The sequence below is a fragment of the Rhodopirellula sp. P2 genome, assembly GCF_028768465.1.
Classification (GTDB): domain Bacteria; phylum Planctomycetota; class Planctomycetia; order Pirellulales; family Pirellulaceae; genus Rhodopirellula.
Genome location: NZ_CP118225.1, coordinates 584,916 through 610,469, shown reverse-complemented (window position 1 = coordinate 610,469; position 25,554 = coordinate 584,916). Strand labels below are relative to the sequence as shown.

Annotated in this window: 10 protein-coding genes and 1 pseudogene; 8 read left to right on the top strand and 3 right to left on the bottom strand. The window is 56.0% G+C overall.

Going from position 1 to position 25,554, the window contains the following annotated elements; genetic code table 11:
* The first annotated feature begins 73 nt into the window (after window positions 1–73).
* Genes PSR62_RS02140 through PSR62_RS02130 form a run of 3 tightly spaced genes read left to right on the top strand, consistent with a single transcriptional unit; the run spans window position 74 to window position 7,736 of the window.
* Window positions 74–3,463 carry an outer membrane protein assembly factor BamB family protein gene (locus PSR62_RS02140; protein WP_338020124.1) on the top strand — a complete coding sequence of 1,130 codons (3,390 nt, stop codon included), beginning with the start codon at window positions 74–76 and terminating at the stop codon, window positions 3,461–3,463.
* A 5-nt stretch (window positions 3,464–3,468) separates the two neighbouring features.
* Complete coding sequence (locus PSR62_RS02135; RefSeq protein WP_274406193.1) at window positions 3,469–5,850, top strand: ABC transporter substrate-binding protein; 2,382 nt, start codon at window positions 3,469–3,471, stop codon at window positions 5,848–5,850.
* Window positions 5,832–7,736, top strand: a complete 1,905-nt coding sequence (locus PSR62_RS02130; RefSeq protein ID WP_338020123.1) for a hypothetical protein — start codon at window positions 5,832–5,834, stop codon at window positions 7,734–7,736. Before PSR62_RS02135 ends, PSR62_RS02130 begins: the two co-directional genes overlap by 19 nt.
* A gap of 141 nt (window positions 7,737–7,877) precedes the next feature.
* Here PSR62_RS02130 and ligA read toward each other — a convergent pair whose 3' ends face one another.
* The 3 genes from ligA to PSR62_RS02115 form a co-directional block, all read right to left on the bottom strand.
* On the bottom strand, window positions 7,878–10,070 hold the full coding sequence (ligA, locus tag PSR62_RS02125) for an NAD-dependent DNA ligase LigA (RefSeq protein WP_274406191.1): 2,193 nt from the start codon (window positions 10,068–10,070) through the stop codon (window positions 7,878–7,880).
* A 679-nt stretch (window positions 10,071–10,749) separates the two neighbouring features.
* Window positions 10,750–11,007, bottom strand: coding sequence for a hypothetical protein (locus PSR62_RS02120; RefSeq protein WP_274406190.1), 258 nt, complete (start codon window positions 11,005–11,007; stop codon window positions 10,750–10,752).
* A 128-nt stretch (window positions 11,008–11,135) separates the two neighbouring features.
* A complete protein-coding gene (locus PSR62_RS02115; protein ID WP_274406189.1) occupies window positions 11,136–12,470 on the bottom strand; it encodes a PQQ-binding-like beta-propeller repeat protein in 1,335 nt (444 codons plus the stop codon).
* Window positions 12,471–12,708: 238 nt separating this feature from the next.
* Here PSR62_RS02115 and PSR62_RS02110 point away from each other — a divergent pair, with 238 nt between their 5' ends.
* The 5 genes and pseudogenes from PSR62_RS02110 (at window position 12,709) to PSR62_RS02090 (ending at window position 25,540) form a co-directional block, all read left to right on the top strand.
* Window positions 12,709–16,038, top strand: coding sequence for a mechanosensitive ion channel domain-containing protein (locus tag PSR62_RS02110; protein ID WP_443217470.1), 3,330 nt, complete (start codon window positions 12,709–12,711; stop codon window positions 16,036–16,038).
* 366 nt (window positions 16,039–16,404) lie between these two features.
* Entirely contained in the window at window positions 16,405–17,574 is a 1,170-nt protein-coding gene (locus PSR62_RS02105; RefSeq protein ID WP_274406188.1) for a zinc-dependent alcohol dehydrogenase, read from the top strand.
* A gap of 619 nt (window positions 17,575–18,193) precedes the next feature.
* Window positions 18,194–18,667: an alpha/beta hydrolase family protein gene (locus PSR62_RS02100; RefSeq protein ID WP_274406187.1), complete on the top strand. Its 474-nt coding sequence runs from the start codon at window positions 18,194–18,196 to the stop codon at window positions 18,665–18,667.
* 499 nt (window positions 18,668–19,166) lie between these two features.
* Window positions 19,167–19,535: pseudogene (locus tag PSR62_RS02095) on the top strand (type I restriction endonuclease); the annotation flags it as partial.
* Window positions 19,536–19,666: 131 nt separating this feature from the next.
* Entirely contained in the window at window positions 19,667–25,540 is a 5,874-nt protein-coding gene (locus PSR62_RS02090; RefSeq protein ID WP_274406185.1) for a DUF4011 domain-containing protein, read from the top strand.
* Window positions 25,541–25,554: the final 14 nt, after the last annotated feature.

The following is a 25,554-nucleotide window of genomic DNA, read 5'->3' as shown; positions in this document are numbered from 1 at the left end:
ATGTTCCCCGCGTCGGCGTTTGTGATTCTTTGCCTCTTGTCTTTTCTATCCACCAACAGAACCCACCGGCTCGATGGTCGGCGGTTTCACAATCAACAACATGCTTGCAAACGAACTGATTGACCAACTGGAACGGCGAGGTCTCTTGGACCAAGAGATCATTGAGGCGTTGCGAGAACAAATGTCACAAGGTGGCTCACGCGTGACCCCCGAAGCGGTGGCCAAGCTGTTGGTCGACAATGGCCAGCTGACGCGATTCCAAGCGACCAAGCTGATCGGCGAACTGCGCAGTGAGTCGTACGATTCCGAAGCTGTGGAAGTGGTCGATGGCGAAGAGGATCTGACAGCACAGCTGATCGATGACGACGACGTTCCCGAAGCCGTCATCGAAGACGACGACCCGTTCGGCGACAATCCGGTCGAAGTGGAAGCCGTTGTGGCGGAACCCGTCGAAGTGGTCGCGGAAGCGGATGTGTCGGGCGATTCGATGGGGGACGCTCCATCGCGTGGTCGCCCTTCCTCTCGGATCAAGAAACCCGAGACCAAGTCCACTTGGGACTCGTTCAAAATCTACGGTTACTTGGGAATCATCGGATTCTTGATCATCGCCGGCGGCGTGCTTTGGTTCGTGCTTTCGAAAGGCAACGCGGACGAGTTCATCGCGCTCGCCAACAAACAATACGACAGCCAAAGCTATCAACCGGCTCAAGACGCCTACATCGCTTACCTCGATCAATTTGGCGAAAGCAGTCAGTACTCGTCGTTGGCTCGAACCCGAATCACGATGTGCGAGTTGTTTCGTGCCGAGCAAATGACCGATCCAGTGGCTGGGTTGGAAATGGCCAAAGAGAAGTTGCCAACGGTCATCAACGAGGAGGCAATGAACGATGAGCGAGGCAACCTGGCAGGGTTCCTGGTTGACGTCGCCGAGAACATCGCGAAAGAGGCTGAGTTCGCAAAGGAAACGGAAGAGAAACGACGTCTGCTTGAGCGACTCGACGAGCAACAAACGTTGATTGACAACCCGAACTACATGTTGTCATCGATGAAGACGACTTTGTCGGGACGGTTGTTGCAACTCTCAGAGGCTCGCAACCGCGTCAAACGCGAAATCGATCGCAACGTTCGACTGGACGAGACAGAGGCGGCGATGCAAGCAGCCCTCGCGGAAAAGAAAACCAAGGAAGCCTACGACCAACGCGATTCGTTGCTGCGTGATTTCCCTGAACTGGCCAAGGACTCACGCTTGGTGACGTTGGTCGAAGAGGCCAGCGAGATTCAGCAAACATTGGTCAAGCCATCGGCGAAGACACCCAAGATCAGCACGGATCCAGCCGACGATGCGGCGCTGCGATCGATCGTGTTGACCACACGCCAAGGCAATTCCATCCCTGGCATTGAAGACGAGGTCTTCTTCCTTCGAGCAGGCGGATCGGTGTTGGCGTTTGCAGTCGACGACGGTCGTTTGTTGTGGCGTGATTACACCGGTCAAGGCGAGGACTACACGCCGTTGCGATTGGACGATGGCACGGCGGTTTTGTTGTCGGACATGGCCAACGACGAGATTCGTCGCTGCCGTGGGGAAGACGGCGAAGTCGTCTGGCGAGCCAAAATTGGAGAACCCTTTGTTGAACCGGTCGCAGGACGTGATTCCATTCTGGTGACGATGAAGTCCGGGACGTTGGTCGCGATGGATTCGGATTCCGGTGATGTCAAATGGTCGACGGATCTGTCGCAGGAATTGTCGACCCCCGCCGGACTCGATGACACTTTGAATCGGATTTACATTCCCGGCGGTCACAGCAACCTGTACGTGCTCAACGCACGCGACGGAAAATGCATCGAAAGTCTGTATCTCGAACACGATGAAGGCACGATCGCGGTCGCTCCGGTGTCATTGCTCGGCCACGTGTTTGTGATCGAAAACGCGGGCAGCGATTACGCTCAAGTTCACGTTTTGAAAGTCGATGAAAACGGCGAGAACATCCGGGTCGCTCAGAGTCCGTTCCGGTTGGACGGCAACGTGGTGGTTCCACCGATTGTTCAAAATCGTCGTCTGATCGTGTTGACCGACCGTGGTCAAGTCGCGGTGTATGACATTGAGCCGACCTCGGAAAAAGATCAGGTCTCGTTGATCGCTCAGCAGGTTGCCGCGTATGACAAACCCACGCTGACTCGGATGGCAGTCGGACGCAGCCAAATGTGGATCACGGGCACGCGAATCGGTCGCTACGAGTTGCAAATCAACACGGGCCGTGTGGTCTACGATTGGGGCAAAAACGAAGGCGACACCTTCATCGGCCAACCGTTGTCGCTCGAAGATGTGCTCGTGCACGCTCGCGTCTTGAAAGGCACCTCCGCGATTCGCGTGACGGCGGCGGAGCCCAAGACCGGCCGCGAATTGTGGCGGACCGATGTGGGAACGCCGATCGCCATGATCACACCTGCACCGGAAAGTGGTTTTCACGCGGTGACCAGCCAAGGTGCCTTGTTCGAGTTGACCTCGGACTCACTGGCGACGGGATCGACGCAGGGCCCGATTGAGAACCCCGGTGCCAATGGGATCTCAATGAGTTTCCAAAACCCAATTGCGGTGGATGACGTTCGTCGCATTCTGTTGAACCAAGCCCAGAAGGGCGAAGCGTTGATCTATGACCCGACTCGTCGGAGTGAGAAACTTCGCAAGGTCACGTTCCAGTTGACGGGGCCCAAGCCAACCGGCGTGGCAACGTTCAGTGGCGGTGGTTTGTTCTTGCCGCTCGATACCGGACGCGCTGTGTTGATGGATTGGCAAACCGGACGTGTCAAAGGGGCGCCATTCCAACCGGCCAGCGATCCCACCGCGACGGTCGAGTGGACCAACCCGATCAACAGCGCTGCGGACCCTGATCAAGTCTTGATCGCAGACAGTCGTAAGAAGCTGTATCGACTGCGCGTCGGCGACCAAATTCGAGAACTGTCGAGTGTTGATTTGGAATCGCCTTTCTTGGGCACCGTGGCCGGCATCGAATCGAGCTTGCTCGGCAGTGTCAGCGGTCCGGCCTCGGATTACTTGGTGGGCCATGACCAGACGGGGCTCGAGCAAACCTTCAAGAAGGTCTTGGATGGACGTGTCGTTTGGGGACCCGTGGCGGCGCAGTCGGATTCCACCGGCGAGATCGCCTTGGTGATCACGGATGATCAAATGTTGCGAGGCTTCAGTGCCTCGGGCGAACCTCTGTTTCAAACGCAAATGCCAGAAGCCGGTTTGTTGGTCGACCAAGTCGTTTCGACCGGTGGACGTTGGGTTCTTACCGGCAAAGATGGTTGGTTGACCTCGATCGATCCCGCTTCGGGCAACGTGGTGGGGACGACGAAACTTGGCCAGCCTTTGTCGGCCGGTCCTTTGCCGGTGGGCGATAAGCTGCTGGTCCCGGGCACCGAAGGTGTCGTTTACATCACGAACATTCCCGGTGACGCCTGATATCCATGCAATTCCAGTCCTTGATGAATTCCAACGTGTTGCATTTTCGACGACCACGCTGTTCTCAACGCATCGCTCGGAACAGCGTGCTGTTCCTGGTGCTCTGCTTCGTGGGGGCATCCAGTGCGCAAGCTCAGTTGCTCAACTACGCGGACTCCGGCCGGCCGGAAGCTCCCGGTTTGGAGCTGCTGCAAGAAGAGCCTCATGACCTGATCTACTTCACGGAAAAGGCCGGTGGCGGTTGGGTGAAAACTCGATTGCTGGAGTTGCCAAGGCGAGAAATGCCTGCCTCCCCCAGCGGCTCGTTGAAGTTCAGCATTGTCGGTGTGGAGCAACAGGAGTTTGTTGCCAAATGGACGGACATTGAGAACATTGACTTTTGGGAAACGCGTCTCGAACGCGAGACGGCAGAACGGATCAAGGCTGGTGATTTCGTCGGTGCTTATCCGTTCCTGTCTGTGCTGATTCGTGACTACCCGTCTCGGCCCGGCATGCGTCAATTGCGGACCGAGTTCCTGTGGCGAGATGCAGGGCGACGTGCCAAGAATCGAGAGTTCGGTGCGTCATTGGCCATGCTGGAAGAGCTGCGTCGTTACGCTCCCGAATACAAAACACAAACGGTGCTGACCGCCATCGGCGCGTTGACCGATCAACTGATGGAACAGCTCGTCAGCGATGGCAAGTTGGAATTGGGCCAGCAGCTTCTGGCTCGACTGGAAAAGGAATACCGCGGCCAGAATCTGTCTTCGATCAAAAAGTGGAATGCTCAATTCCTGTCGATGGCGGAAGACAAACGCGACCTCGCCTTGGCGGCTTTGGAAGCCAAGAACTACCGCGACGCACGGAAGTATTCTCGCGAAAGCATTTTCCTGAAACCGGACATCGACGGCGGCACGGAACTGGTTCGCAAGGTCGACCAGATCTACCCGCTGGTGAATGTTGGCGTGCTCCAGACGGCCACCGTGCTGGACCCGACTCGCTTGGACAACTGGGCGGCGCGTCGCGCTGGGCGGTTGCTGTACCGTGTTCTGTTTGAGATGCAGGGGGCCGGTCCCGAGGGGGGCGAGTACGAGTTCATTTTTGGAGACACGGAACAGAGCCCCGACCGTCAGCGGTTCTCGATGTTCATTGAGCCCGAGCGTTTGCCGGAACCGCTCAACAAGGTCGATGGCTTTTACCTCGCCGACGTTTTGGCGGAACGCGTCCAATCAGAATCACCCACCTACTTCTCACCATGGGCAGCCGCGGTTCAGGCCATTGGTCTGGACGGCCCCAAACGGATCGACTGCATTTTGCGTCGCCCCAATGTGCTTCCGTCGGCGTTGATTCAGGTCACCGTCGATGGATCCTGGTTCGGCGGCGAGCCAGGTTCGCCCACCGGTGACTATCGCCGAGATGTCGTCGAAGGCGACGTGGTCCGCTACGTTCTCAAAGGCGAACCTCGCACCGAATTGCAGCCTCGCGAGATTGTTGAGATTCGAACGGAATCCGCCGCCGAAGGTGTCAGCAAACTGCTGCAGGGCGAAGTCGATGTGTTGGACCAGCTGTTCCCCGCCGATGCCGTGCGGTTGTCCAGCAACCGAAAGGTGCGTGTGGTCAACTATCCACTTCCCAGCGTGCACATGTTGGTTCCTTGCAGCGACCACGAGTACCTGGCCGACAAAACATTCCGACGTGCGTTGGTGTACGGCACGAACCGCGAAGACATTCTGAACGGTGAGTTGTTGGAAAGCTTGGAAGTGCCTGGTTGCCGCGTGCTATCCGGTCCTTTCCCGGCCGGGCTGGAAGACAATGACCCGCTTGGTTACGCCTACGACCAATCCATCGCACCTCGCAACTACGAGCCTCGCTTGGCGAAGTTGTTGATGACGATGACAACCAAGCAGATGGAATCCGAGGCGTCACGCAAGAAGGAAAAACCACCGGAGCTGAAGCCGATTCGATTGGCGTTTCCCCCGGAGAACCTTTCTCGGATCGCTTGCGAGGCCATTCGCAGCCAGTGGCAGTTGTTGGGGCTCGAAATCGAGCTTGTCGAACTGCCCGTCGGTCGTGCGTTCCCGGATCCTGGGACCGCTGACATCGCGTATGTTTCCGCGGCCGTTTGGGAACCGATCATCGACGCTCGTCGAGTGCTGGGTCCCGAGGGCATGGCCGGCAGCACCGATCAATTGGTTGGTCTGGGACTGCGTCGATTGGAAGAGTCCAAGAACTGGCGAGACGCTCGAGATCGTTTGTTGGATTTGCACGCGATCGCTCACCACGAATTGCCGGTGTTGCCGTTGTGGCAATTGGTCGATTCGTATGCCTACAGCCGAGAGCTGCTGGGTGTGGGATCCGACATCGTGTCGCTGTATCAGAACGCTGAAAAATGGCGGTTGAGTCAATGAGTATCACAACACTGTTTTCTGATTCCCGTTGTCTGCCACGATGTGTGTTTGCGTGGATCGCCGTGTTGGTGGCGCTGGGATCACTGGCGTCTGCGCCGGCTCAGGAACCTGGTGCTGGCACCGGTGCCGACACCGCTGTCGAAGCGGATGCCAACGCGGAGGCTGACCTCGAGGGAGAGGCCGAGCCCGATGAGCCACCCCCGTTCGACTTTGCCCCCTACCGAACCTTGATTTGGGTGGCCTCCGATTCACCGCGTGTTTCTGCCGACACGTTGCGAGACGATTTGCAGAAGGTGTTGGACCGCGATTTTCATGCGGTGTGGCGAACGACGATTGCCGATGCACCCACGTCCGTTGCTTCGATGGCAATGCGAGTTCTATCCGAAGTCGACTTCGACACGTTGGCCGCCACCGACCCGGTGATCGCGCTCAAAAAATCACACAATGACGCCGTTCGAATCCGTTTTGCGGGTGACGTGGGACGTTACGCCTCCAGCGTTCTGACCACGTCGGGACGCATGGAAGAGGTGCGCTCGCGATTGGTCGGCGATCCAGGTTCCCCCAAGAATGCTTGGTTAGGAATCTTGCACGCGATCGATGGCGATGCAGTCGCGTTGAAGGAAGCTTGGGCGAAAGAAGACACCGAGGCCATCTTGGTCTCTCGCGGGATGGCGGAAACGCTGACCGAACCCGAAGCCAAGATCATCGTGCCGCCGATCACCGGCCAAGTCATCGATGCCGCCGAAGCTTATGACAAAATCTTTATCGTTCGCGTTCGAACGGCAACCACACCGATGAAAGTCGAGAGCGTCGAGTTTGATACGTTGATGCGGTACTTCGGTGACACCTCCAACGCCACCGTTTCCAGTTTCAATCTCTTGCCCGAAGTGGTCGGCGCAACCTTGCGAGATGTCTTTGCTCCTGTGGCTCGGATCGACGATGCGGGAAAGAGCAATGCGGTGGGATTGGTGCGAGCGTCTGGTTTGGTGACCGACAAAGATTCGCCTGCTCTCGTCCAAGTCGGTGACGTGTTGGTGCCGATGGTTCGCAAGGACGATCGCAACGGCAATCCGATTTCGATTGGACCGCTCGACTGGGCCTACTTGCTGGCGAAAGAGTTGGACGGAAGACGCGTCAAAATGGATTTTCATGCGGGTCGCGCGGGCGGTTTGCAAGGTCGCAAGAATGCCAGAACGCACCGGATGGGACTGCGGATTCGGCCGCGGAAGGATCAGACCTTGCTGCGTTTGCATGCCAAGGGCGACCCCAATCAGCCGCTGATCGGATACGAGATCTACGAAAAAGAACTCGAAGGCAAAAGCATGACGTTCATCGGACGGACCGATTGGAACGGTCGCTTGGATGTTGAGTTTGCCAAGGACCAGCCTCTGCGTTTGTTGTACGTCAAAAATGGTGGAGCGGTGTTGGCTCGATTGCCGATGGTCCCCGGGCACCATGCAAATGCCGTCGCGGATCTTGCAGGCGACGACATGCGGTTGCAGGCGGAGTCCTACATTCGTGGCGTTCAAAACTCGATCATTGACCTGCTGGCAATTCGTGAGTTGTTCAAAGCTCGGATCATGATGCGGCTGGAACGAGGTGATCTCGAATCCGCTGAAGAGTTGTTGGAAGTGTTGCGAAACCAGCCGACCAACGAGCGGCTAGCCAATGACATGGGCAAGCGTCAGACCGAGTTCATCAAAGCAATCGGAAAAAACGCCAATCAGCAGCGCAAGGTCGATGAGATGTTCAGCGTGACGCGGGAGTTGCTGACCAAGCACATCAGTCCGAAGCTGGTGCGTGACTTGGAAGAGGCTGTGATCGAGTCCAAAGAAAACGGCGGCAAGTTGCCAGCGAAGTCGGACGAGGAAGCTGCAGCAGAGTAGAACATTTGTCCTCAAATGTTTGCGTGACCGGTTTCTGTCTTCGAGCAGCGAGACGCGAATGGTTACCCATGGGGTGGGGGCGACGTGGCTTGACGTTGGAGAAATGCTCGACGGAACAGTAGGGGACAACTGTTCTACTCTTCAGCCTGGAAAGGCTGACGTACGTTTTTCGTGATCGTCGGTTTCGTACCGTGAACGAAACTCCTCTTCGCTGAGGACTTCGACGCCCAGCGATTCGGCTTTGGTGAGTTTGCTGCCCGCTTTTTCACCGGCGATCACAAAGTCGGTTTTCTTGCTCACGCTGCTCGCTGCCCGTCCGCCCAGTTCTTCGATGCGGGCTTTGATTCCGTCGCGGGTGTAGTGCTGCAGCGTCCCTGTCGCAACGATGTTCTTGCCTGCCAATGGCAGGCCCTCTTGGTCGTCCGGTGATTCAACGGGCTCGGGCCCCGACATCGTGACGCCCACTGCGTCCAAGTCCGTCAACGTTTGTGAACCCGATTCGCTGTGAATGAATTTGATCAGGCTTTCTGCGATTCGGTCACCGATTTCATGAATCGCGGCGAGGTCCTCTGCTTTCGCGGAACGCAGCAGATCCAGGTTCCAGTACTTTGCCGTGATCAGTTTGGCGACGCGAGGTCCGATGTGGCGGATGCTGATCGATGACAACACACGTGCCAACCCGCGGGTGCGACTTTCGTTGATCCCCGCGACCAAGCTCTCGGCGTTCTTGCGACCGAATTGAACTTCGATCATCTCGTCGCCTTTGCCCTTGCGCAATCGTGGCCAAGTCAACTCTGCGAGTTCGTCGACTTTCAATCGGTACAGGTCAGCGTAGTTTTCAACGAGTTCTTTTTGGAGCAGCAGGTCGACCACCTCTTCCCCCAAACCATCAATGTCCATGCCCGCTCGGCTGCCAAAGTAAACCAGTCGTTGGCGAAGTTGAGCGGGGCATGCCGGGTTGGTGCAGCGGATGTAAACGCCGCCTTCGTCTCGCGTGAGTGGTTCGTCGCACCTTGGGCAGTGAGTGGGGAATTCAAATTTGGGGAGCGGTTTGGTACGAGCATGTTTTTCGACACGCACGACCTTGGGGATGATCTTGCCGGCTTTTTCGACGACCACGGTGTCGCCGACGCGGACGTCCAATCGCTCGATCTCGTCGGCGTTGTGAAGCGAGGCTCGTGAAACGGTGGTGTCGGCGATGTCGACGGGGGTCAGGTACGCGACCGGCGTGATCGTCCCGGTCTTGCCGACTTGCACATCGATCGCTTCGAGCGTGGTGATGGCTTCGTAGCGTTCGAACTTGTAAGCGATCACCCAGCGCGGACTCTTGCTACGCACGCCCAGTTTTTCGCGTTGCTCGAACGAGTCCACCTTGAACACGATGCCATCGATCTCGAATGGCAAGTCGGGCATCTCCAGTTCCAGTTTCGCAATCGCCTGGAGGGCGTCCTCTTTGTTTTCAAAGCGAACGACATCCGGTGCGATGGGAATGCCCAGTGTTTCGACATGCTTGAGAAAAGTCATGTGATCGGTGGCCTGGACGCCAACCAATTCGCCGCTGCCGTGGCAAAAGAACCGGATGTTTCGCGAGGCGGCGATCTTGGGATCGAGCAAGCGGATGGTTCCCGCCGTGACGTTGCGTGTGTTCTTGAACGGTTCGTGACCGGCTTCGGTTTGGCGGACATTGAGATCGGCCAGGTCGGCGTCGGTCATGTAGAGTTCGCCGCGAACTTCGAGAACTTCAGGAACGTTTCCGCCGGCAATTTCGGGATGGGCGCGGGCGGCATCGGCGATGGATCGAGGCAATTCGCGAATCGTGCGAATGTTGTGAGTGATGTCGTCACCGACTTGCCCGTTGCCTCGCGTGAGAGCCAGTGTCAGTTCCCCGTGTTCGTAGCGAATCGAACCGGCGACGCCGTCGATTTTGTATTCCATGGTCCAGGCAACGGGTTCGCCTTCGAGCGATTTCTCAATTCGCTCCATCGCCGCCGCCAATTCTTCGCGGCTGTACGTGTTGTCGATCGACAACATCGGGACCCGGTGAGGAACCTGGACCAGTTGATCGACCACCGCGCCACCGACCAACTGGGTCGGTGAATTGGGCTGGCGAAGTTCGGGATGTTCGTTCTCGAGTTGGGTGAGCTCGGCCAGCAATTGATCGTATTGCAGGTCGGTGATCTCAGGGGCCGCGTCGTCGTAGTACAGACGATTGTGGTGATTGATTTCGTCGACGAGTTGTTGAACGCGGCTGGCAATGGAATCGGAGGCCACGAAACGATCCTGGGGCATGAGAGAGTCACCAATGTTCTCGGCGGACCGAGCGGGGGTATCCATTGTCCGTTTGCTACCCGCTGATTCTAGACCCCTTGATGGAAGAGGTCGCGCGACGCCGTTCAGGCGTACGCGAGGGTGAGGGCCGGGCACGGGAGACGGCGTGAATTGCCCTCCCTCGGAAATCTCGCTTTTCGACTCCTCCCGTCTCCAACCGGCCTGTCGATTTGAGTCATCAACGACGTTTGAACGCATCTAGGATGGGCACTCTTGCCCGTCAGAGTGGTGGATGTCGGCCAAGAGTGGCCAACCTACAAAAAAATTCTGCTCGTTCCCAGGCTCTGCCTGGGAACGCAATGCACTGCAGGCTCCGCCTGCTGAGACAGAATCGGGAGGCGGAGCCTCCAAGACAGTGTGTTCCCAGGCAGAGCCTGGGAACAAGGGATAAGGGAAAGTGGAAATCCGCCGAGACGCGGCATCAGAAAACTGCACGAGCTCTGAATACGAAATGAACAGGCAGGCAGGATTCGGCGAAACCTGAGTCGAACAGTTGTCCGAAACTGTTTCCGTGCTGGTACAGACTCATCGAAACGTTCAACGCGAACGCGAGCCAATTTCGATGCAGAGGCGGAGAGGCACGCGCGCAAAAAAACGGAGCCAACTTCCGGCGATTTGAACTCGCCGGCCAGTTTGACTCCGTGATGGATCGTGAATCAATGGGACTCAAGCTGAGTCCATTTGATCACTCAGCAGTGCCAGCGGCTGCGTCGATCGTTTCTTTGGCCTTGTCGCCACCTTGATCGATCGCACCGTCAACGGTTTCTTTGGCAGCTTCTGGGACCATGTCAGCGCTCGCGTCTTTGGCGGTAACAGCGGCGGAATCGACACCCGCTTTGGCTTGATCAGCGATTCCAGCGGCGGAGTCCGAGCCTTTTTCGCATCCAGCCAAAACAGCGACCAAAGAAAGGGCAAGCAACGTTTGAGTGAGCTTCGTGAACATCAAATTCATCCTGAGAAATTGGACTGAGCGAATCCCGACAATTTGGATGACTCGCCCTTCAATTCCAACCCTATCGGAATCGCAACTGAACACAAGTGGCCCGAAACCCCCTGGCCTCCCTTCGACGTTCATTCTGCCAGCGATGCACACACCAGTTGATTGTCATTGCGAGCAAAAATGCAGCGGTTGGCATAGGCGGGATGAGACCATGTGACGCCGTTGCGACGTGGCAATTGCACCGTCGTCGTGTCGAGCAAATGAGTTTGACTGAGTGGGCGGTAACCCTCCGGGGTCAAATGTGCGATCGTCAATTGGCCTTGGTCGTTGAACATCCAATCGGTTTGCGAGCCCGCGTGTTGATGCACCACGGTGTGAATGGTGCCCCAGCGATTTCGTGGCACCGCCGTGGTGTCTTCCCAAACTCGTTCGCCGGTTTCCATCTCAAGGCAACGCAGTTCGCCATAGCTGTCGACGCCGTAAACGTAGCCGTCTCGCATGACGGGCGTGCTGATGATTGATTGCAGTGCCCGCGTGTTCTTTTCATCGACCCCCACGCGGTGCCATTTCTTTCGTGCGTTCGGTTCGGTGTCAGACAACTCAACCATCAGGGAGCCGTCGTAGAACGAGGTGACAAACAAATGGTTGTTGTCGACAACAGGCGTGGCGACTCCGATGGGCATGCGAGAAGGAGGAAAAGGGATTCGCCAAAACGTTTTGCCAGTCGACGGCGACAACCCACTGATGCTGTCTCCGGTCCAGCACACAGCGACATCTTGGCCGCCTTGTTGGATCAGAATGGGGGCGGAATAGCAGGCCCGTTCATCCAGCGAACGCCACACTTCGTTGCCGGTTGCCAAGTCAAAGCCAACCACGCAGGCTCCGTCCGAACCGCCAACGATTTGAATCACAATGGGTGGGTGAGTGGGGCTGGCGACCACCAATGGTGCCCCGGTGATGCCCCACACCGGCATGTCGATTTTGTATTCCTGGTGGAGGTCATGCTTCCAAAGGATCTCTCCGGTGGCGGCATCCAAACAATGAAAGTGTCCCATCGAGCCCACGGCCAAGGCTTTTCCAGCATGGACCGTGACGCTGGCACGCGGACCGGCTCGGTAACCGATCTCGTAAGCCGCTGCGTAGGATTGTTCCCAGATCAGACTTCCGTCCTGTTCGGCAAAGCACAGCACACGCTCGATTTCATCGGGTTCCGTTTGTCGATCAGTGACATACACGCGTCCCTCCGCCACGGTTGGCCCGCTGTAGCCCGACCCGATTGGCACCGACCATTTCAATGGCAGTTGGCCTTGGGGAAGCTCTGTCACGATCCCGGTTTCCGTCCAGCTTCCATCGCGATCGTTGCCTCGCCATTGAGGCCAATCATCCGCGGTCGCGTTGCTGCCGCTAACGGCCAAACCCCCGAGCAGCAGCATCCAGGTCGCTGTCTGACGACAAAACCGTGACATGGAACGGGAATTTCGCGTCGAAAGTCGGTTGATCATGGAGATTTCTGATCGGAGAAACGAACGGGACGTGGAAGTCTAGTGCTTTCGAGGGGGTGGTGCGAGCGTTTCGAACAGCGTGAAACACAATCGAGGTGGCGATGAACGCCAAACTTCCGTATTGATTCGGTGTCCGTTCTCCGCCGGCGGCCAATTCTTCCCGGCGGTCTCGCCGCCATTTTGTTTGCATGCTGTGGTCCCGATGAGCCACCCATTGAGATCGAAGTCTTTTCACTCTGTTTCGCAATCGCGATTCGAGCCGCGTCACGCAGTGCCGCAGGCGGTGAGTGCCGATCGTTCGCAGCATGCCAGCAGCGTGATGCTGTTGTGGCTGGCGTGCTGTTTCCTGGTTTGGCTGAGCATGGGAGTGGCGTCCGCACAAGAGATTGTCTGGACGACGCCTCAACCGCCCCCGTTCACGACTTCGTCGGTCACGACGTACCCCGTTGAAACGTCGTTGCCAGTCACATCGTCGAGTTCATCTTGGTCAACTCAATCGGAACCTGTTGAAAGCTGGCCCAGCCACACAGAAACCTCCACGCAAGGTCGATTGTCGCCGCCAGCGTTCACATCGAACACGCCATCCCGTTCAACTTCTGGCTCTCGGTCACGACCCTTGTCGTCCACAAGCTCGTCAGCGACGAATTCGTCACTGAATCGACGCCCTGCCCAACGACCCTTTCCCGGGGCGACTCAGACATCGCCGTTGGCAGCGCAGGGCGAGTCGAGCAATCGTTTGGATTGGGGCGCAGCCGACTCAACCGAAGCAACCACGGCGAGTTATCCGTTGCTGCCTCGTCAACGAACCGCAGTGGAAGATTGGCGACAATCGCCGTACGCAGAGATGCACGTGCGCGCGGCCCAGCAGTCGGAAAACCGGTTTCGCTCGCTCGCCCAAACCTCGGATCCCATCGCGGCTGACATCGCTGAGAAGAATGCGGAACTGGTCCAGCAATGGATCGCTCTGGCGGCGGACTACAACCAACTCGCCAGTCGAGTCTACGCAGCGAAGGAACAACTCGAGGCCACACGGACCGACTACGAAGACGTCAATCAAAAGCTGACGCAACATGGTCTGACACCGACTGTTGGTTTGTTGCTGCGTCACAAGAAGGATCAGCTCGATCAATGGAAAATCGAAAACAGTCAAACGGATTTGGCGAGCGAAGCTCTGGGGAAGTCTCGCCAGCAGCAATTGGAATTGGACCTGATCCGATTGGATGGATCGGAACCTGAGCAACAGGCCACGGAAGTTCTTGCGGCGGCCGGTTACGACGTCAATCGCTATGGCGACCCGTTGCGATTGCAAGTCGAAGAGTTGCTGCGGCAACGCAGTGCCTGGATTCACTCGTTGCAAGTCGGGTATCAAGATCACCAGCAAAAGATCAGCGAACTCGATTCGATTGCCACCGCATCGCTGTCACTCGCCGTCGACTATCGCACGTTGATCGACCGGCATGTCATGTGGATCCGCAGCGATGAGCCTCTCGGACTGCGTGACGCTCGGAATTTGAAGGGCGGGATGGCGGCCTTGTTCGATTCCAACCGCAGCGGCGATTTTGGTCCGACTTTTGAACGGAAAATTTCGACCAACCCGGTCGGTGCGATCGGTCTGTTGGTCGGCATTGTGTTGATTCTGGTGCTTCGTTGGCTTGCCAAGTCCGCGCTGATTGCGGTTGGAAGCCGGAAACGCATGCGAAAGGCCTCGCCGCAAAAGCGAAAGTTATTCGCTGGTGTGCTGACGGTCTTGGTTGCCTCAGGGATTCCCGCGGTTCTGTTTTGGGTTGGACGTTGGTTGGGAACTGGCGTGGTCTCGGAAGCAACCTTGCATGCCTCGGGTGCCTTCTGTGCGGCCAGTTTGGTGGCTTGGTTGATCGAGGTCCCGCGACAGTGGTTGCGGGCGGATGGCTACTTGGACCAACACGTGGACATCGAATTGCCGCGTCGTCCACGCGCGATGAAGTACCTGACCATCATCGGCATGGGATTGGTCATCGCTGCTTACACGATCACATTGATGAGCGAAGTGGATCACGGGATGTGGCGTGGTTCGGTCGCTCGAGTGGGATTCATCCTGGCAATGCTGCTGGTGGGTTGGACCATGCATTTAACGCTGCGTCCGGTTGGCGGATTTTTGGAACCATTGATTGAAAAGTTCTGCGGCAGTGTGATCCATCGCGGCCGGTTCTTGATGTATCTGGCCGGCATCGGATTGCCGTTGTTTTTGATTGGTTTGTCTGCACTTGGGTACAGCGTCACCACGCACGAGATCATCCAGCGGATCATTTTCACGGCGGTGACCTTGATGTCGGCGGCGATCCTTTGGGCCGGTGTGAAGTACCTGTCCGCAGAAGCGTGGGACTTGCTGGCCGGCACGCGGTCGTCCAAACAAGAACGGGACGAATACGACGAGCCTGAGGCTGGGCGTGTCGCCGGAGCTCTGGGCGAACATTTCTTGGAACTCAAACATCACCTCGCATTCCTGTGCCAGTGTGCTTTGGTGCTGGGCGCGGTGGTGTGTTTTGGCTGGCTTTGGATCGACGTGTTCCCGAACGCTCGAATGGGCAACCCGGTGCTGTGGACAGTGGATGACACCGTCCAACAAGCCAGCGTCAACGCGATGGGGCAAACCGTCATGCAGTCCGTCGTTGAAACGACGCCCGTCACTGCGGTGCATTTGTTGCTGGCCGCAGGCACGTTGTTCGTCGCCTTTCAGTTGGCAAAACTGTTGCCTGCCCTGTTCGATGCACTCGTGCTGCAGCGAGTGTCGTTTGACGAGGGCATGGAACACTTCACGTTGGTGCTGGGAAGATTCCTGCTCTTCAGTGTCGGCTGTTTCATCGCCTGCAAATGGATCGGAGTTCGCTGGCACACGATCCAGTGGTTGGCGGTTGGCTTGATGATCGGCTTGGGCTTTGGTTTGCAAGACATGGTCCGCAACCTGTTCGGCGGGTTCATTGTGTTGTTTGAAAAGCCCGCTCGTCTAGGCGATCTGATCACCGTCGGTAACTTCACCGGACGCGTTGCGGCGCAGCGCCTGCGAACGACGGTGTTGTCCGACGATGATGGTCGAGAAGTGATCATTCCCAACAAGAACTTTGTCAGCGACGACGTGGTCAACTGGATGGGTGCGGGACGTCTGTGTGTGATCCCCATGGAAGTCGCCGTCACGCGAGACGAGCGGCCAGCGGACCTGTGCCGGACGTTGCAGGAACTAATGATCGAGCAGCCCGATGTGCTGCTGACACCGGCACCCCAAGCAACGTTGGTATGTGTCGGCCAAAGATCCCAACGGATTGAAGTGCGTGCTTGGATCGAACAGGGGCAGAACGCTGAACGCTATCGAGACCAGTTGTTGAAGCTCGTTCGACGCCATTTGCTCGAACGAAACTTACTGGCCCAAAACCAACCATCTCAACCGGAGATGCGTGATGTGTTGACCAAGCAAGACGATTCGGACGATTTCTTCGACGACGACTTTGGCCAGCCCCGCATCTCGGACGCGATCCGCAAGCGAAAACGGCGGGCGTGATGAGTGCTTGCAGCGTCGGGACTCTCGCACGCAGATGAAGGTGGGCGTCCGAGATGAGTCGGCGATGAAGGGGAGCGGCGCACGATCTTCTTTGATCGGCATCCGTTGTTCGTGATGGCCGCCTGTTGCCGAAATGGCGATCCGCTTTGCTGCGCGGTCACACACTGAGATGCAAAGGCATCGGACCAGGTGGTTATCCGGCAATTCTCGGCGCGGAACTTGCTAATGCAGTGCATCTCGCTTCGAGCGATCAATGTGCCGTCCCTTGGTAGTTGCTTCGTGGAAGCTGTGTGGACCCATCTCAGATTCCCTGTGGCATCGGATTTCGATGGCGGGGACAACCAAAATGAACAAGGAACTGGATCGATGAAAGCGGTTTGCTGGCACGGTCGAAATGACATTCGCGTGGACAACGTTGACGACCCAAAAATCTTGGACCCTCGCGACGCGATCATTCGCGTCACGGCCTCCGGGATTTGCGGGTCCGATTTGCATCTGATGGCAGGGGCGGCTCCTGCGATGGAAGCCGGCGACATCATCGGCCATGAACCGATGGGTGAAGTGGTCGAGGTCGGCAATGCCGTGAGCAACTTAAGCGTCGGTGACCGAGTGGTGGTGCCGTTCACGATTTCCTGCGGCGAATGCTTCTTCTGTCAAAGCACGTTGTATTCGTTGTGCGATCAGTCCAATCGCAATGCGGAACAAGCTGAAAAGATCATGGGGCATTCGCCTGCCGGCTTGTTTGGATACACGCACATGCTTGGTGGATACGCGGGTGGCCAGGCGGAGTACTTGCGAGTGCCTTATGCGGATGTCGGACCGATCAAAGTGCCCGATGGATTGCCGGATGAACAGGTCGTGTTTTTGTCGGATATCTTCCCGACTGGTTACATGGCTGCCGAGAACTGCGAAATCACACCCAGCGACACGGTCGCGATTTGGGGCTGTGGTCCCGTTGGGCAATTCGCCATTCAAAGTGCATGGATGCTCGGTGCCAAACGAGTCATCGCGATCGACAACGTGCCCGAGCGATTGGAAATGGCTCGGTCGGTGTCCAAGGCAGAAGTCATTGACTACGAAAAATCGGATGTGTACGAGACTCTGCAGGAATGGACGAAGGGCCGAGGACCCGATTGCTGCATCGATGCGGTCGGTGCGGAAAATCACGCAGCAGGCAATTTGCAGTCCGCATTGGACGATGCCAAGACAGCGCTGCATCTCGGATCGGATCGGCCGCACGTGCTGAACGAGATCTTTAAATGCTGTCGCAAAGGCGGCCGAGTGTCCGTGCCCGGTGTTTACTTCAGCAGCGTGAACTTGCAGTGGGGAACCGCCATGAACAAGGCGTTGCAAATCCGATTGGGCCAGACTCACATGCAGCGCTACCTCACACCGTTGATGGAAAAGATCACCAACGATGAGATCGATCCGTCGTTCGTGATCACCCACGTCGAACCCTTGGACAATGCCCCGGAAGCGTACAAGAAGTTCCGAGACAAAGAAGACGGTTGCATCAAGGTCGTCTTGAAGCCATAGCGGTGGACTGGGACTTGGTTCGAAGTGCATTCATGAAATTTTGAGCGAACATTGATCGACGCTCGACGGTATTTCGCGTGCCCTACGATTGGCTCAGGTATGATGTCGGCGGGCGATCAAGCTCGATTGCTCAATTCCGAGTCCAATCCACTGAGGTCCAGATGCGTCACTTGATTGTCGTCTTCATTCTGTTGCTGCCTCTCTGCACCGTCCCGGCGTGTTCGTCCGAGGCACAAGAGGAGTCTTTTGCGAAGGCGAAGGACCCGGAAACGCTCGTCGATGCGCGGCGGGGCTTCAACACAAAGATCGTGCGGCAGGAGGAAGGATCCGTTCTTCCCGAGGTGCCGATCGAGAGTGACTTTGAGTTGGTGCGTTATAAGTCTGCCGTTGGACCGCTGGCTGCGTACGTGACAAAGGATCCAGGGGACGGCAAACGTCACCCGGCGATTGTGTGGATCACTGGCGGAGACTGCAATTCAATCGGTGATGTCTGGACGCGGCAACCACGAGACAACGACCAATCAGTAAGCGGTTTTCGCGACGCCGGGATCGTCACGATGTTTCCTTCGTTGCGGGGTGGCAATGAGCACCCTGGCAGCGTGAAGGGTTCTATGGCGAAGTGGACGACATCCTCGCCGCGACGGAGCATTTGGCTGCCTTGCCCTATGTTGATCCGAAACAGATCTATTTGGGCGGGCATAGCACAGGCGGCACGTTGGTCATGCTGGTTGGAGAGACCACCGACCGTTATCGCGGGATCATTTCCTTGGGCCCTGTTGCCGCAGCGGAGCAATACGGTGGCCAGTTCGTTTACTGCGACCCGAACGATGAATCAGAGATGCGTCTTCGATCGCCGATGCATTGGCTGCACTGCGTCGAGAGTCCGATGTATGTCTTGGAAGGTGCCTCCGGGAACTGGGACGGAGCGATCGAGCTCATGGCCGATGCGAATGGGAATCCAAAGATTGAATTTTTCAGGGTCCCCGGCCACGACCACTTCTCGGTCATCGCCCCGCTCGTGGAGGTCATCGCCGACGAAATTGTCGGGGGGAAAATCAAGCTCAACCGACAATCACTCCTGAATTTGCGATGAGGTTGATTCAACGTTGTGAAGCGTCAGTGTGGAGGAGGTTCTGTGGAAAGACTTCCAGCGAGGATGTGTCGATCGTGAAATGCATCTTGGTTGGATGACGCACTTGAACCGCGTGTCACGACGAGCCTTGAGAAATTTGGGGCGGCGGAAGCCAGGTGAAATCCTTTCTCGACCGCAGAACTGACCGTGCATTTGCGAGGAAGACGTCGTCGAGCGGCGAATTCCGCTGGGAGATCGAGAGCTTGCTTTGCTGATCTGAGATCGGCGTGCTCGTGTGGTCAAAGTAATCAGGCTTTTCGCACGCTTCGGTGCAGCGTCTTCAACGAGGTGGGATGGTCGCGGAACGTCCAATCGAATTGTCTGGAGTGGTCACGTCCCCCCTGTGCGACTATCATGTTCAGTTTGAGCGTTCGGTCCCGGTGCCGAAACAAGCTGCTGGAAAGTGGTTGGTTACGACAAACGCTGCACCTCCAGCGACGAAGTGCCCCAATTCAAGCCCATGGATGCGTCCGAGAAGCGATCTCTCAGCGAACGTGATATCTGCACCAAGTTCATCACGCCTGCACTGGAACAATCGGGGTGGGACGTGCTCACGCAAGTACGAGAGGAGGTCACGTTCACAGATGCGCGTCTGATCGTGAAGGGGAAGTCGATCTCACGAGGTCCGAAGAAACGAGCGGATTACGTCCTCTACTTCAAGCCTGGCTTGCCGCTGGCGGTGGTGGAAGCCAAGGACAATCGACAGTCGTGCAGCGCTGGGATGCAGCAAGCACTGTCGTACGTACACGAGGATTGTTTGGACGTGCCATTTGCGATCAGCAGCAACGGCGATGGCTTTGTTATCCATGATCGAACTGGAACGTTCCCCTAAAAGGAATTCGAGGTTCCGCTGAACGCGTTCCCGTCTCCCGATTATTTTTTGGGGGCGGAACTCAGTTGCCCGAAGGCAAAGCTCAAGGCGTCCTCGACTTTCCTCCATTGATCACACAACGAGTTTGAATGAGCACAGTTAACCTTTACGACGAATTGGAACGATTTCGCGAACGCTTGCTGGATTTAAGCCTCCGGAATCCACTGCTGAGCTATCGAAAAAGCAAACGACGGACGTTGCAAGTTGTCAACGAATTGCCGGACGTGATGTATGAACGTTTGGTGGATGAGGGAAAAGCGTTCATCTTTGACTTTGTTCCCGATCCGCCGAAGGGACGCCGCCAAGAGAAACCGGACACTGGTGAAGTCGAAAGAACAGAATCCGAAACCCTGTTTGCTTTGTCTGATAAATCGACGAGTGAAGGTGCGGTCGCGGTTCAAGCCGTGGAGCCAAAGAAATATCCGATCTTGTTGCCGGATGCGCCCGAGGAGAAAATAGGAAAGCATAAAACGCTCTTTGATGACAAGCTGCAGACCAATCTTACTCAGGACAAACTGAACGCAACTCTGCGTTACATGCAGCGTGAAGCGAGAACAGCAATCCAAGAAACCGGGATCAACTATCTGTTCCTCGCGATTGGTTTTTTGTCATGGAAAGAATCGGATTCATCCGACAAAGAACGCTTGGCTCCGTTGCTCTTGATTCCTGTTCGCATCGAGAAAATCACGCGATCAGGTGGAGAGCCTCGGTTCAAAATCGAATGGGACGAAGACGACATTCAGTTCAATCTGAGTCTGCAGAAGAAGCTGCTTCGCGATTTCGATTTGAAGTTGCCGGAGTTGCCTCTGGAAACGAAGCCGGAAGATTACTTCCGTGAGCTGGCGAAAGCGATCGAGTCAAAACCTTCATGGAGCATCCGCCGTGAAGCGTTGCTTGGGTTCTTTTCTTTTCACAAGCTTTCGATGTACGCGGATATTGATCCAGCGAACTGGGATCTCGAGAGTGATCCGGAGTCGCCATCGATTGTCGAACAGTTGATCTGCGGCGGTGGTGATGACGATGGGGAGGAAGGATTTGATCAGGCGACTCTCTATGCGCCGGACTACGACGTGGACAATCATTCCACGGCAGCGGACTTGGTGCTCGCGTTGGACGCGGACAGTTCGCAGCAGTCCGCTTTGGTGGACATTCGTCGCGGGAAAAATTTGGTCATCGAAGGGCCGCCTGGTACCGGGAAATCGCAGACCATCACCAACGCCATCGCGGATGCGATCGGCGCGGGAAAAACGGTACTCTTTGTGGCAGAAAAGTTGGCGGCATTGCAGGTGGTGCATGACCGTATGACAGCGTTGGGGTTGGATGATTTTTGTCTCGAACTGCACAGTGACGCCGCATCACCTAGGCAGGTGTTTGAATCGCTGCAGCGTCGCCTGATGTCGGAGTACCCGTCTCCTAGTGAGCTTGAGGAAACACGTCGTTCGCTTTGTACCCTGCGTGCGAAGCTGAATCGCTATGTCGACGAGATGGCAACGCCGACCGGACCTCGCGAGGATCCGCTCTACAAGCTGTTGTGGCAGATCGTGGCGCTTCGTGGAGATGACGCGACAGTGCATCGTTCGGCGGTGCAGCGGATGCCAAAGAATCGAAACGAGATGCAATCGATTCTCGCTGAACTCGATTCTTTCGCTCGCGTGTTGCAGGAAACGGAGAATCCAAAGGAATGGATTTGGTGGGGCTTCTTTCCGGAGGCGTATGCTTATCGCCAGTCGAACGAGATTCGAATTTTGTTGTCGGTGATTGAAAGAGAATCGACTTCCGTTGCAGATAGCGCGACCGAGTTGGCAACGCAACTGGGGATGTCTCGTGAAGTGGCGTTCAGAGAACTCAGTTTGCTTCAGGTCGATCAGATCCGACGGTGGAGTGAGAGCATTCCAAGGGCCGGTTCCCAGTGGACGCAATTCCTTGTGGACAATTCCATTGCGGAAGTCTGTCGGTCGCTCCTGGCGAAGTTGCGATGCAAGGAAGCTTCCTGCAACGATCTGCAGCGAGAATTTGGAATTGCTTTTGAAGAATTTCGAGACCACGCGCCGGCGATTGGTTCTCTGCTTGAAAGGAACATGCTTTCAGAGGATCATTCGCTTGATGACGCCAAGAGACATTGCGGTTGGATGAAGGCCTTGCGGCAAGTCTTGGAACGCATGCGTCCATCCATGTTGGTGCTCAACTCCGTTGGAATCACCCCGCGAAATCTGCTGGAGGATTTCGATCGCTGCATCAAGTTAATAAAGCTCATTCGTCATCCACTTGTATCCGAACCTACATCGATCACGGAACCGATGTTCGGAGACGCCGCGAAAGCAAATTTGCAGTCGGCGTACAAGGAATTCACTGAACTGGATTCCGCCAAACGGAAGGCCAGTGAACGACTGGATTCCATCGTCTCGGGGACGGCCTGTGATGTGCCAAACTCTCTTGGTCGGATCGATGAATTACGTGCCGCGGTGTCGGCATATCGAACCATTGCCGACAATGGTGATACGTTGGCGGAGATTGAGCAACTGGGACGTTGGGCCAGTGAGGCGGTCCGTGCGACAGAACAAGTGACGGTGGTCAGTGGGGCAATGAACGTGCCACGATGCTCCGCCCCCGCCTGTTTCGAGTCTTTCAATCGATGTGTTGATTTGGTGTTGTTGGCTCGCGAGCGCACAGTTGTGGACTCAACCAAAATCACGCGGGCCATGTTCCAGCGAGATGGGCGACGAGCGTTCGAAAAGGCCGTTGACGTCTTCAAAGGCTTGGCAGATCGGCGCCAGTTGCTCGAAGAATCTTTTCACATGCCCTCAGTGCCCGAGCCTGAAAAGGTCAAGCAGCTTGCAAAGACTCTGCGACGCCATCGGCGGTCGTGGTTGAAATTTTTGAATCGCGACTATCGAACTGCGCGAGCGGATTTGGATGAGTTTGCTGCAGTTGGAGTGAAGCAGCAACTCAATGATTGGATTCGCGTTCTGGAAGACCTGGATGTTCTGGCGGATGAAGAAGCCAGGTTCCAATCACAGGAAGAGCTTCAGGCACTATTGGGAGTAGCGTTTCAAGGCGTGCGGACTGATTGGGATGAATTGAAAGAGCAATTCAAATGGGCACTACGCGCAGAACAGCAGGGTCTCGACTACGAATCAGCTCAGGATTTGCTTTCAAAAAGAACTCAGTTGTTGCCCGATGTTTCAGATTCGGAACTGACCCAAATTCGCTCCAGTTTCGTTTCCGCGTGGAACCAAATGGGTTCGTTCTCGCAACGTGTCGCTGACGGCAGTCCAGATCAAATCGATTTTCGAAAGTTGAGAAACAATCTCAGCAATTGGGATCGAATCTCGCGGGATTTGTCGGCGCTGGCAACGGCATTGAACTTGCCCTCACATTGGACGGTTGCCCATGTCGTTCAGTTCATGGAGGTTTTGCAGGAGCAACTTGCTGTTGAAGCTCGTAGCAAGGCATTTGGTGAATGCGAATTGCATCGATCGAATTTGGGCACAACCTTCGCCGGTCTTCAAACGGATTGGGAACAACTGCAGATGGTGTTGCGTTGGGTCAAGACCGCTCGGCAAGCCGGGGCAGATCATGAATTTGTTTGTCAACTTTTCGATATACGCCAAGATGCTCTCGGGGAACTCGACCTAAATGGTCTCGTGGCATCTGCAAAACAGATCACTGAATTGTTCGATGGGGAGTTGGCTTCTGAACCGGCGGCACAAAAACTTCGGCCAATGGACTTCCGGACATTGGTGCAAACTCTGGACACCAGCGTGGAAACGTTTGAGATAGGGATCGAGCAAGCACTCAGTGCGGGCAACACCGCAGAGACACTGATGTCTGATCTCAGGAAACAATTCATCTTGTCACAACAAATTTCGGAGAGTCATGAAGAGGTCGAAGAACACACGAATTGGAACTTGATTCATGAGAACGGGCTGTATCAACAGGCACTTTCGAATTCGGAAGAAGTGGAGGCGACAATCGACTGGATCTCAACCGGGCGAGCGCTACTTGATCGAATTCCAGTTCAAACGGTGACGAGCCTACTTCGGAATGCAGATACGCCTGCGATTGCAGGGTTGTGTAATCGTGCGGATCAGCATCGGGAAAGCATGGAATGCATGAAGGAGGCACGCGAGCAGTTGGTCAGCATGGGAAGGGCGGAGAACGGCTGGCTGCCTGTCGACGTCGATTCTGTGCTCACAAGGCAAACCACTGCGTTTGCGAACAACTTGATTGACGATCGAGGACGCTTACCGGCTTGGGCAACTTTCTGTCGTTCGTTGGAATCTTGTGTTCGGCTTGATTTGGATGACTTTTGTCGTCTGGCGATCGATGGGGTGATTTCACCTGCCGATCTGCCTTCTTCTTATGAGTTGTCCGTCTTGGAATTGGCCGCTGAGTCGGTTTTTGAACAGTCGCCATCGCTTCGCAGCGTGTCGGGGGCCAAACTGGATGGTTTGAGAGAAGAGTTTCAGCGATTCGATCGGGAGCTGCGAGACCTTGGCAAGGAAGAGATCGCATCACGTGCGGCAAATCGACCGGTGCCTGCAGGCAATTCGAGGGGACGCGTTGGGGAGCTCACCGAATTGGCTTTGATTCGGCATGAATCGCAGAAGCAGCGGCGGCATTGTCGGATTCGTGACTTGATGAAACGGGCGGGGACGGCTGTCCAGGCGTTGAAGCCATGCTTGATGATGAGCCCGTTGTCTGTGTCGAGGTTCATTCCTGAAAAATTGGTTGAGTTTGACATGGTCATCATGGATGAAGCGTCCCAGATCAAGCCCGAAGATGCGCTTGGAACGATGCTTCGAGCCAAGCAGATGGTGGTGGTCGGCGATCCAAAACAGTTGCCGCCAACATCGTTTTTCGATCGCGCTGGAGAGGAAATGGAAGATGATGAATCAACTCAGTTAGACAACACCGAGTCTGTTCTGGAAGCGGCGATGAAAGTTTACCAACCGTTTCGACGGCTTCGCTGGCACTATCGGAGCAAGCACGAGAGCTTGATCCGTTTCTCGAATTGTCGTTTCTACGACGACGACTTGGTTGTCTTTCCATCGCCAAGCGGTGACACAGAGTCGTTTGGGATCCGTCACATCTTCGTGGAAAATGCAACGTGCAAGGCTGGGCAGAATCAACAAGAAGCTGCTGCAGTGGTCGAGCAGATTGTCCATCATGCGATGACCCGACCCAATGAGTCACTGGGTGTCGGGACTTTCAATAAAAAACAATCTGACCTGGTTTCCGAATTGCTCGAGAAACGTTGTAAAGCTGACCCCGCCGCAGCCATCGCCATCGAACGCCTTCGGCAGATGGAAGAGGAGTTGTTCGTTAAGAACTTGGAGAACTTGCAGGGTGATGAACGGGATGTGATTTTTGTTTGCTACACCTACGGAAAAGATCCAGCGAGCAATCGACTGATGCAGCGTTTTGGACCGATCAACTCCGAGCAAGGTTGGCGGCGACTGAACGTTTTAATCACGCGTTCGCGTCATCGAATGGTGGTGTTCTCATCGTTTCATCCAAGCGATATCCAGGGCGGCCCGGAGAAGAGTCGGGGCGTCAATGCCTACAAGGACTTCCTGAATTACGCGATGACGGGAAGCATTGAGGATGGCGGCACAATCACGGGGAGAGAGCCCGATTCGCCATTCGAAATTGCAGTGTGTCGGAAGATCGAGCAGATGGGACTGGAAGCGGTACCTCAAGTCGGCGTGGCTGGCTTTTACGTTGACATTGGTGTTCGTCGACGTGAAGGTGATCGCTCATTCTTACTGGGAATCGAATGTGATGGTGCGACCTACCACTCTGCTCGCAGTGCTCGCGACCGCGATCGACTTCGAGAAGAGATCATCCGGTCACGTGGTTGGGAAATCCACCGGATCTGGTCAACCGACTGGTTCCTCAATCAGAAAGCGGAGGAAGACAAGCTGGAACAGGCGGTTCGTCGAGTACTTGGAAACAACTGATTTTGCCGACGTCC

Coding starts and splice junctions, on each gene's coding strand:
- PSR62_RS02130 (WP_338020123.1), top strand. CDS start 5,832: ATGGCGGTTGAGTCAATGAGTATCACAACACTGTTTTCTGATTCCCGT.
- PSR62_RS02090 (WP_274406185.1), top strand. CDS start 19,667: ATGAGCACAGTTAACCTTTACGACGAATTGGAACGATTTCGCGAACGC.
- PSR62_RS02120 (WP_274406190.1), bottom strand. CDS start 11,007: ATGTTCACGAAGCTCACTCAAACGTTGCTTGCCCTTTCTTTGGTCGCT.
- PSR62_RS02135 (WP_274406193.1), top strand. CDS start 3,469: ATGCAATTCCAGTCCTTGATGAATTCCAACGTGTTGCATTTTCGACGA.
- ligA (WP_274406191.1), bottom strand. CDS start 10,070: ATGGATACCCCCGCTCGGTCCGCCGAGAACATTGGTGACTCTCTCATG.
- PSR62_RS02105 (WP_274406188.1), top strand. CDS start 16,405: ATGAAAGCGGTTTGCTGGCACGGTCGAAATGACATTCGCGTGGACAAC.
- PSR62_RS02140 (WP_338020124.1), top strand. CDS start 74: ATGGTCGGCGGTTTCACAATCAACAACATGCTTGCAAACGAACTGATT.
- PSR62_RS02115 (WP_274406189.1), bottom strand. CDS start 12,470: ATGTCACGGTTTTGTCGTCAGACAGCGACCTGGATGCTGCTGCTCGGG.
- PSR62_RS02110 (WP_443217470.1), top strand. CDS start 12,709: ATGAGCCACCCATTGAGATCGAAGTCTTTTCACTCTGTTTCGCAATCG.